Genomic DNA, 9,644 nt, shown 5'->3' with positions numbered 1-9,644 from the left:
GAAAAAAAACTGGCCCCGGGACTGCGGGAATTGGTTTGAATCCGCACTGTTATGATTGAAAGGCAAAAGAAGGTTTTCTATAAACCTAATGCATTTTCAGGAGTCATAAGTAGGTTAAGTTTTGGGGCCCAATAGCGATAACTATTGGGTTTTTCTTTGTCCATACTTTTTTGCAGCCCTTTTCGGAGGGTTTTTCATTATGTGTTATATTTAACATAATGTATTTTAGGTGGGGTGAATTCAGGGATTCGCTATCGGAGCTTAATAGCGAATAACTTTCGGATTGAAAAAAGGCGGATTTTAACTGCGGGAATTGGTTGGAGTTCGCACTATTATAATTGAAAGGCAAAAGAAGGTTTTCTATAAACCTAATGCATTTTCAGGAGTCATAAGTAGGTTAAGTTTTGGGGCCCAATAGCGATAACTATTGGGTTTTTCTTTGCCCAAAATTTCGGGAGTGATTATAGTAAGGCACTGAAATCAATCTCCGGTAAGTCTTTCCCCTCCTCCACTTTCGGGATTTCCACCAATACCTCCGGGAATCCGAATTGCTTCAGGAATTTCAAGAACACTTTACGGCTATCTTCTGCAATGAGTTCGCTGTGATCAGCGATGCGATTATAGATGATACCTCTTACATCCAGTCCGCGGTTTTTCGCAATCTCCAGTGTCAGCAGTGTGTGGTTGATACTACCCAGCTTGGCAGAACTTACCAGGATGATGGGGTAATGCTGCTCCTGCAGATAGTCCAGCAAAGTGACGTCCTCATTTAACGGAACGTAGATTCCTCCCACTCCTTCCACCACCACCTTTTCGTATTGCTCACAAAGTTGTTCGGTGGCTTTGGTAATTACTTCCGGATCAATTCTCTGACCGACCATTGCTGCTGAAAGGTGTGGAGAAGCCGGGTATGGAAAGATGTACGGGCAAGTCAGTCCTGCTGTATCAACCTCCTGCATGGGAATACCCATCAGCTTACGATGCACCTCAATATCTTCGGATACCTCTTCACAACCTGTCTGCGAGAGTTTCTGGCTGATGGTGTTGTAACCTTTTTGCTGCAGGAAGCGGGCAAAGAGTCCGGTGGCGTAAGTTTTACCGGCGTCGGTATCAATAGCGGTGATGAATATCGGTTTCATATCGGATGTACATTGGGATGAATGAAAAAATACTAACGTGCTTTCGCAATGATGTAAATAGCGTGATAAGTCAGACTTACTCCTTTGGGGACTTGGAATTGCTTTTGGTATTCGCGCTGGAACCTCATCAGGTCGGCTACTTTCATGGATGCCTGCAGTCCGTTTACTCCGGTGGCTTTGATGTGGCGCAGGACTTCCCTGGCGTTTTCAAAGTAAAGTGTGTAGGTGGTTTCTTCTGCATGCAGTAGTTCAAAGTCCGGCATAAGCTTCGGATAGGATTCGATGGCCTGGTAGTGCAGTCCTTGTCCGGTGAGCTGTCGGATCTCTCTGCAGTTCTCCGGTCCGAAGGTGGAAAAGCAAAGCAAGCGGCCCGGTAACATTTGCCGGTGTAGCTTTTGGTAAAAGGCTTCCGGTTGTTGTACCCACTGGAAGGTGGATCCGGAAACAATCAGGTCCAGTTCGTCCGGTAAAAGGAGTTGTTCAATATCTCCCGGAAGCGGATGCAGGTCCGGTCGGTATTGCCGGATGATGGGCAGACTCTCATTCACCAGGTCATTCCCCCAGTATTGATCGATCTGATCATGTGGCATTCTTCGGCTGAGCATACCGGAACCACAACCTATTTCCAGACATCTCGGATTGTTCTCCGGAATGTATTGCCGGATCAGCCCGGACAGATGTTCTGCCATTTCTGCCTGCACGAATGCGGCTTCATCGTAAGTCTGCAGGCTGTCCCGAAACCGGGACTGTACAAGTTCTTTATTGATCAGCATACCGTCGTCACTAAAGTGATTAACTGTTCCCAATTTTCCCAGGCAGCAAAAGGATAGTGTGCGCCGGGAATGGTGGTGATTTCGGTTTGTGGAAATTGCTGCCAGTAGTGCTGTTGATTGTTGGTGGGGATGATCAGGTCCTGTTCTGTGATGATGGCCCGACGAAATACCGGTGGGTGTTCCTCCCTTTGTTGGACGGCGGATTGCAGTGCGGCCAGCTCTTCCTGCTGATCGGTTACCGATCGCTGTGGCATCGGGTAGTGTTGCAGTCCGCTGCGTCCTCCGCACATTCGAAGGAAGAAACGGTCGCGGGTTTTCTCAGAGAAATGATCCAGCGTTCCCTGATAGATGGCTTCCGGAATTCCGGACTGATCATGGATGGGCTGACCGGTACCGTTGATGGCAATGCTTTCCGTGGCCTGCTTTAAAAGTCCGGGGAAATATTCATGTGCCACCCATACTCCCATTGACCAGGCGATGATCGTCGTGTGCTTATAGTTTTCTGTATTGACCGGGAATTCTCCGGGCACAGACCGGTAGTCATAAACGATCAATACATCGAAAATATCGGAAGTGATCTTCCGGAATGGTTCGGGATCCTGCCCCCAACCTGAGAAAAAAATAAGCAAAGCCTCACTGCCCTGCTGCCTCATCCATTGCGTTTCCATGTGGGCAAATTACCAAAAATTTCCCGTTTGGCCGCAGTGGGTTTCCGCTACTTATGACTTTTGGAGAATATCAATAAAGGAGGTTAAATCTTCTTTCCGGATGTCTGCTGTCAGGGAGATTCTCAACCTGGAACTGCCTTTTGGAACTGATGGCGGACGGATGGGAAATACCAGAAATCCACCGTCCTGAAGGGCCTTTGCTGTACGGACAGTAAGTTCGTTTTCTCCCAAAATCAGAGGTAAAATATTACTTTCACTCTCTACCTTGAATCCGCTATCTGATAGTAACTTCTGGCTATGGACTGAAAGGTCTTTTAGATGATCTCTCTTGGTTTTACTCCTCAGTATTTCACCGAAGACATATTGGGTCCAGGCGATGTTGATCGGGGGTAAGGCCGTGGTAAAAATCAAAGGCCTCATCTTATTGATCAGGTACTCCTGCAGTACTTCATCCATCATGGTAAAGCAACCTATGGAAGCCATTCCTTTCCCCAAAGGACAGCTGATGATGTCGACGCTGTCTATTACATTTTGCTCTTCGCAAATCCCGAGTCCGTGTTCACCCCGAGTCCCGATCGCATGGGCTTCGTCAATGTAGAGCAGGCAGTCGAACTCTTCTTTCAGCGCACAGAGTTGTTGCAGGTCGGCCACATCTCCATCCATACTAAAGATGGTTTCGGTGATGATGATGACCTGCCGGTATTTGCTTCGGTTCTTTTCCAGGAAGGAACGAAGATGCTCGTAGTTGAGGTGTTTGTAACGAAGTAAATCCGCATCACACAAACGGGCACCATCGATGATACTGGCATGGTTCAGCTTGTCGGAAAGTATGAGGTCACCTTTTCCGATAAGCGCCGGCAGTATACCCAGATTAGCGTGGTAGCCGGAGTTGAACATCAGCGCACCGCTTTTCTGATAGTGGTAGCAAAGCGTGCGCTCCAGTTCCTGATAAGCGGGATGATTACCGGTAAGCAATCTGGAAGAGGTCGCACTCAAACCGAACTGATCGAACAGGCTGTCTTCCGTGATTTGGGTATAGAAGTTCCGCAGGTGTTGCGGATCATGTGCGATCCCCAGATAATCATTGGAAGAAAGGTTGAGCATACGCTGTCCTTCGAAGTTGACCCACGGTCCGCCCAGTGGTTCTACATTCTTCAGACTTCGATAGCTGTCCTGTTCTTGTAGTAGGTTGAGTTGTGCTTGCCAGTGCTTATACATCATCTTTTTAATCAGAGTGTTGAAATTACAGATTTCATCCCATGAATCAACTGTTTTAACTCCTGATCAGAGATGATAAATGGCGGCATGATATAGATAAGTTTACCGAATGGACGTACCCAGATACCCTGCTCCACGAACTGTTTTTGAATGGAAGCCATATCGACCGCTGCTTTCATTTCCACGACTCCTACCGCACCAATTACCCGGGTGTCGGCAACTTGTTCCCAATCTTTAATCGGGAGAATTTCTGCAGCTAAAACCTGATGGATGGATTCCACCTGCTGCTCCCAGTTGTTCTCAAGGAGTAATTTCAAACTGGCTACAGCTACTGCACAAGCCAATGGATTACCCATAAAAGTAGGACCGTGCATGAAGACGTGCGGACTGTTGGAAGAGATGATTTCCGCAACATGATCGGTGGTCATGGTGGCTGACAAAGTCATATATCCGCCGGTGATGGCTTTTCCCACACACAGAATATCCGGTACTACATTGGCGTGTTCCATCGCGAAGAGTTTACCGGTGCGTCCGAAGCCGGTGGCAATTTCATCGAAAATCAACAGGACGTTGAACTCGTCACAAAGTGCGCGGAGTTCGGTCAGGTATTGCGGATGATAAGCCCACATCCCTCCCGCTCCCTGCAATACAGGTTCGAGGATAACGGCAGCGATTTCCTCATGATATTGCTCCAACTGCTCGCGCATACTTTGAATATCCGACGGATCCCATTCCCCGTCAAAGCGGCTTTTGGGTTGGTCGGCGAAGTGGTGAATCGGGAGGACTCCAGAGAAGATATGATGCATACCATTTACCGGATCACAAGCCGACATGGCATGGAAGGTATCGCCATGGTAGCCGGACCGGATGGTAAGCATCTTATTCTTTTTCGTATTGCCCTGGCTGTACCAGTATTGAATTGCCATCTTCAGCGCCACTTCCACAGCAACAGATCCGGAGTCCGCCAGGAATACTTTCTGCAGTGGTTTTGGAGTGAGTTCTACTAAAAGCTGTCCGAGTTCAACGGCCGGCTGGTGAGTAATTCCCCCAAACATCACATGGGACATCTTTTGAGTCTGCGTAGTTATCGCCTCATTCAACACCGGGTGATTATAACCATGAACAGCACACCACCAGGAAGACATTCCGTCAATTAGTTCTTTTCCATTCGCAAGTTTGAGTTTACATCCATGAGCAGATTCCACCGGATAAACCGGCAGTGGGTCAATCATGGAAGTATAGGGATGCCAAAGGTGGTTTTTATCAAAGCCTAAAAGTGCTTTCGTATCCATAGTTTAAAAATCAAGATGGGATGATCGGGGCGAATTTAGAGGTCAAAAAGTAAGCGGAAAAGGGATCCGCTTATTTTGAAAGCTTTTCCTGTTCCAGCTTCACCCAGCTTCCTAAAGTCTCCAGTATCTGGTTGCGGTCAAAGTCCGGCATCGAGGCTGATTTTTGATAGATTTGTTTTACCTTCTGTAACAACTCTTCCTGAAGCTGGTGAACTTCCGGAACAGCTGGTTGGTTGGTTTTGCCTGAAATCGTGAACCGATCGACAATGCTTTTCACCTCCTGGAGGTTTTCAATCGGAGTTCTGATCTGACTGGCATGTTGTGCGATGGTTTTCAGATTTCCTTTGCTGATCTTAATATTTCCTTCCAGCAAATCATCTTTCATTTGCTTGCTCAAAAGGTTTACACCACGGTAGAAAACAGCGTGATTCCGAATGGTACGATCACTTAAATTATTCTGCTTCCCAATTTCTTTAGAGGAAGTATTTGCTGGATTTTCCTTTAAAAGAGGAAAATTTTTCCTCTTTTCTGAGTCCAATTTTCCTTTTCTGCCACGAGGGAGTTTTTCCCGCTCATACTTCATTCCAATCAGGTAAGCACGCTTCTCATCGGTCAGGTTTCTTCTTCCTAATTGTGTGTCAATCATCCAGTCCTTTACTGACTCAATATCCTCAAAATGAATGATATTGATTTCTATTGGGAGGTTATTCCTCTTAAGTATAGCGTATCGGTTATGCCCATCTACGATGATTTGTTTGCCTTCATGCTTCCATACGGAGATAGGTTCCCGAAGCCCTTCTTTCAGGATGCTTTCTTCTAAAAGTTCAATTTCCTCCTGATTTGGACGAGGAATCAACAAGTCCAGTTCCGGAAGAATATCCAGGGTGATTTCTGTATCTATACCCGCAATAACTCTGGCGGTTTGCTTTCTCTTCTGTATCTCTTGCTGACTTCCTTTAAAGTCAATGGTTCTTCTAGCCATAGATGATTTCTTTAGCGAGTTTTTGGTAATCGCTTGTGCTGTGATGTTTCGGGAAGCAATCGAAGATGGTCAGGCCTTCTTCAGAAGCTTCTTTGTAATGTTTGAAATGACGTATAACGGTTTTGAAAATCGGAAGCCCGCTGTCCCGGAGGTTTTCTTCTGATCGCTTACTGACTTTCAGTCTTTCGGAATCTGTGATGACGACCCCTAATAATTCCAGGGATGGATTCACCATTTTCAATTCATCAATCGTCTCAATCGCCAATGGAATTCCTTTCAAAGACAAACGTGTGGGAGCAGATACAATAATCGCTTCAGTGGAAGCATTCAATGCATTCTGGGTAAAGTATTCCAAAGATGGCGGGCAGTCAATCAGGATGAAATCATACTGATCCTTAATCGGATCCAGAGCAGCTTTTAAACGGATATATTGTGTAGCGCTTCCGGAAAATTTACGGGGAACCTGTGCCAGGTCGATATCTCCCGGAACCAGATCGAAGTGATCATAGATGGAAATGACCGGAAGAGCCTGATCATCCAGTAGTGCATGTGAAATATTACTGTCTTCATGTTCTATCCCCAGGTGATCGGTCGCATTGGCTTGCGGATCAAAATCAACAATTAAGACTTTCTTGTCCATCAGTGAAAGTGCTCTGCCTAAATGAACCGTTGTGGTGGTTTTACCCACTCCCCCTTTGTGATTCAGAAAAGAGATAATGCGGCAGCGTTTTCCGTCTGTGGGGTAACCGTATTCCTGTTGAAGGACCGGAAGTAAAAGCTCAGCATGTTTGTCCGTCAGGACGCGTTCACCTCTCAGGATTTTACCCAATACACTTACAGGGAGTCCGGCCTGCTTTTCAATAGCGGAGAGGTTAAGCAGTTTTTGTTTTTGTCTTAGAAAATTGGTGATCTGTGATTTCATGACTGAATGAGATGGCATATAGTCTTGAAAATAGGACGAATTTAGCTTTTAAACCAGCCCTATTTGGATAATTTAGGTCTGATAAATAAGATTTTATTTCACCTCAATTACATTATGTTAAATGAATAATCAAACAACGCTCCTTTAAAAGAAGAGCCACTTTACTTACTTCCAGTATTCTCAATCTCTCTCCGAAGTCAGCTCACGCTCCTGGAATCTCACAAACAAGGATAATGCTTCGGGTTTGATATCAAGAAGAGCACCCCACCAAAGGAGCCACTCACACAAAAATCACATTATGTTAAATAGTATTAATAAAAGAAAACCGGTCTTGAAAAACCGGTCAGCTGATTTATATTATAATTAGATCTAATGCTCGAATTGGCAGTAGAAAAAAAAAGCCCAACCAAAAGATTGAGCTTTGAATAACAAACTGGCGGCGACCTACTCTCCCACATGTGATTGCAGTACCATCGGCGCTAAGGGGCTTAACTTCTCTGTTCGGAATGGGAAGAGGTGTTCACCCTCGCAATAACCACCATTAGTTTCTTCAATATTTTTTAGATTCTTTAAGACAGTATTGAGGAGCATTCCACTAAGGAATAAGAGTGTTAGCCTTCTCAAGTTACTAACACATAGCTATGGGTCTTTGCATTAATGGGGCAAAGCCCATACGAGAAAGTGTTCGGGCAATTAGTACTACTCAGCTATGACATCTCTGCCTTTACACTTGTAGCCTATCAACGTCATCGTCTATAACGACCCTTAAAGGAAATCTCATCTTGGAGCGAGTTTCGCGCTTAGATGCTTTCAGCGCTTATCTCATCCATACGTAGCTACTCAGCAATGCACCTGGCGGCACAACTGATACACCAGCGGTATGTCCATCCCGGTCCTCTCGTACTAAGGACAGGTCTCCTCAAATTTCCAACGCCCACCACAGATAGGGACCGAACTGTCTCACGACGTTCTGAACCCAGCTCGCGTGCCACTTTAATGGGCGAACAGCCCAACCCTTGGGACCTTCTCCAGCCCCAGGATGTGACGAGCCGACATCGAGGTGCCAAACCTCCCCGTCGATGTGAGCTCTTGGGGGAGATCAGCCTGTTATCCCCAGAGTACCTTTTATCCTTTGAGCGATGGCCCTTCCATGCGGAACCACCGGATCACTATACCCAACTTTCGTTCCTGCTCGGCTTGTAGGCCTCACAGTCAAGCACCCTTATGCTATTACACTCTGCGCACGGTTACCAAGCGTGCTGAGGGTACCTTTGGGAGCCTCCGTTACTCTTTTGGAGGCGACCACCCCAGTCAAACTACCCGCCATACAATGTCTCCTTTTGGGATTAGGCATCAGATAACCGAAGGGCGGTATTTCACCAATGACTAACCTACGCCTAGCGACGCAGGATCACAGTCTCCCGCCTATCCTACACATCAGTTACCCAATGTCAATGTAAAGCTGTAGTAAAGGTTCATGGGGTCTTTCCGTCCCGTGGCGGGTAAGCGGCATCTTCACCGCTACTACAATTTCACCGAGCTCATGGCCGAGACAGTATCCAGATCGTTGCACCATTCGTGCAGGTCGGAACTTACCCGACAAGGAATTTCGCTACCTTAGGACCGTTATAGTTACGGCCGCCGTTTACCGGGGCTTCATTTCAGCGCTTTGACCGAAGTCTAACGCCCCCACTTAACCTTCCGGCACCGGGCAGGTGTCAGGCTCTATACATCATCTTTCGATTTCGCAGAGCCATGTGTTTTTGTTAAACAGTCGCCTGGATCTTTTCACTGCGGCTTCCTCTTACGAGGGAAGCACCCCTTCTCCCGAAGTTACAGGGTCATTTTGCCTAGTTCCTTAGCCATGAATCACTCGAGCGCCTCAGGATTCTCTCCTTGACTACCTGTGTCGGTTTACGGTACGGGTTGCTACACCATAAGCTTAGAAGTTTTTCTTGGAAGTCTGATTAGGTCCACTATCCACGCTACCGAAGTATTGCGGTACTATCACGTTCAGCAGGTCCGGTGGATTTGCCTATCCGGTCCTATACCTACACGCTTTAACGAACTATTCCGTCAGTTCGCGGGACTTTCACTACTCCGTCACTCCATCGCTGATGCAGCAAGTATTGGAATATTAACCAATTTGCCATCGACTACCCCTTTCGGGTTCGCCTTAGGACCCGACTAACCCTGATCCGATTAGCGTTGATCAGGAAACCTTAGTCTATCGGCGGGCAGGTTTCTCGCCTGCCTTATCGTTACTTATGCCTACATTTGCTTTTCTAAGCGCTCCAGCATGAGTTACCTCACACCTTCACCGCCCTTAGAATGCTCCCCTACCCAGTATAAAATACTGTCCTAGCTTCGGTGATACATTTGATGCCCGATTATTATCGATGCCCTGTCGCTCGACCAGTGAGCTGTTACGCACTCTTTAAAGGAATAGCTGCTTCCAAGCTAACCTCCTGGCTGTCTATGCAACTGGACCGCCTTAGTTCAACTTAATGTATACTTGGGGACCTTAGCTGAGGATCTGGGTTCTTTCCCTCTCGGACATGGACCTTAGCACCCATGCCCTCACTGCCGGTTATATCTGACGGCATTCGGAGTTCGTCAGGATTTGGTAGGATTTGACTCCCCCTAGTCC

The 9,644-nt window shown here is 46.8% G+C and carries 7 protein-coding genes and 2 rRNA genes (1 of these 9 only partly in view); all 9 read right to left on the bottom strand.

Annotated features, from left to right (window positions below):
• Nucleotides 1–461: 461 nt before the first annotated feature.
• Nucleotides 462–1,139 (bottom strand): dethiobiotin synthase, encoded by a 678-nt coding sequence (gene bioD, locus AAA970_RS27405; RefSeq protein WP_338240132.1) that lies wholly within the window; start codon nt 1,137–1,139, stop codon nt 462–464.
• A 32-nt stretch (nt 1,140–1,171) separates the two neighbouring features.
• The gene (bioC, locus tag AAA970_RS27400; protein ID WP_338240131.1) at nt 1,172–1,912 is read right to left on the bottom strand and encodes a malonyl-ACP O-methyltransferase BioC; all 741 of its coding nucleotides are present in this window, start codon (nt 1,910–1,912) and stop codon (nt 1,172–1,174) included.
• Nucleotides 1,906–2,580 (bottom strand): DUF452 family protein, encoded by a 675-nt coding sequence (locus AAA970_RS27395; RefSeq protein ID WP_338240130.1) that lies wholly within the window; start codon nt 2,578–2,580, stop codon nt 1,906–1,908. The genes bioC and AAA970_RS27395 overlap by 7 nt, the downstream gene beginning before the upstream one ends.
• A 51-nt stretch (nt 2,581–2,631) precedes the next feature.
• Nucleotides 2,632–3,801 (bottom strand): aminotransferase class I/II-fold pyridoxal phosphate-dependent enzyme, encoded by a 1,170-nt coding sequence (locus AAA970_RS27390; RefSeq protein WP_338240129.1) that lies wholly within the window; start codon nt 3,799–3,801, stop codon nt 2,632–2,634.
• Between the two features lie 8 nt (nt 3,802–3,809).
• The gene (gene bioA, locus AAA970_RS27385) at nt 3,810–5,090 is read right to left on the bottom strand and encodes an adenosylmethionine--8-amino-7-oxononanoate transaminase (protein WP_338240128.1); all 1,281 of its coding nucleotides are present in this window, start codon (nt 5,088–5,090) and stop codon (nt 3,810–3,812) included.
• Nucleotides 5,091–5,160: 70 nt separating this feature from the next.
• The gene (locus AAA970_RS27380; protein WP_338240127.1) at nt 5,161–6,072 is read right to left on the bottom strand and encodes a ParB N-terminal domain-containing protein; all 912 of its coding nucleotides are present in this window, start codon (nt 6,070–6,072) and stop codon (nt 5,161–5,163) included.
• Entirely contained in the window at nt 6,065–6,994 is a 930-nt protein-coding gene (locus AAA970_RS27375; protein WP_053407013.1) for a ParA family protein, read from the bottom strand. Before AAA970_RS27375 ends, AAA970_RS27380 begins: the two co-directional genes overlap by 8 nt.
• A 431-nt stretch (nt 6,995–7,425) precedes the next feature.
• Nucleotides 7,426–7,537: ribosomal RNA gene (gene rrf, locus AAA970_RS27370) — 5S ribosomal RNA — on the bottom strand.
• A 130-nt stretch (nt 7,538–7,667) separates the two neighbouring features.
• Nucleotides 7,668–9,644: ribosomal RNA gene (locus AAA970_RS27365) — 23S ribosomal RNA — on the bottom strand (it continues 898 nt past the right edge of the window).

It is taken from the genome of Persicobacter diffluens, assembly GCF_036244895.1.
Classification (GTDB): Bacteria; Bacteroidota; Bacteroidia; order Cytophagales; family Cyclobacteriaceae; genus Persicobacter; species Persicobacter diffluens.
This window is presented reverse-complemented; position numbering and strand designations above follow the sequence as displayed.

What these genes read in the sequence shown, in the direction of transcription:
- bioD (WP_338240132.1), bottom strand. Translation starts at nt 1,139, where the DNA reads ATGAAACCGATATTCATCACCGCTATTGATACCGACGCCGGTAAAACT.
- bioC (WP_338240131.1), bottom strand. Translation starts at nt 1,912, where the DNA reads ATGCTGATCAATAAAGAACTTGTACAGTCCCGGTTTCGGGACAGCCTG.
- AAA970_RS27395 (WP_338240130.1), bottom strand. Translation starts at nt 2,580, where the DNA reads ATGGAAACGCAATGGATGAGGCAGCAGGGCAGTGAGGCTTTGCTTATT.
- AAA970_RS27390 (WP_338240129.1), bottom strand. Translation starts at nt 3,801, where the DNA reads ATGATGTATAAGCACTGGCAAGCACAACTCAACCTACTACAAGAACAG.
- bioA (WP_338240128.1), bottom strand. Translation starts at nt 5,090, where the DNA reads ATGGATACGAAAGCACTTTTAGGCTTTGATAAAAACCACCTTTGGCAT.
- AAA970_RS27380 (WP_338240127.1), bottom strand. Translation starts at nt 6,072, where the DNA reads ATGGCTAGAAGAACCATTGACTTTAAAGGAAGTCAGCAAGAGATACAG.
- AAA970_RS27375 (WP_053407013.1), bottom strand. Translation starts at nt 6,994, where the DNA reads ATGAAATCACAGATCACCAATTTTCTAAGACAAAAACAAAAACTGCTT.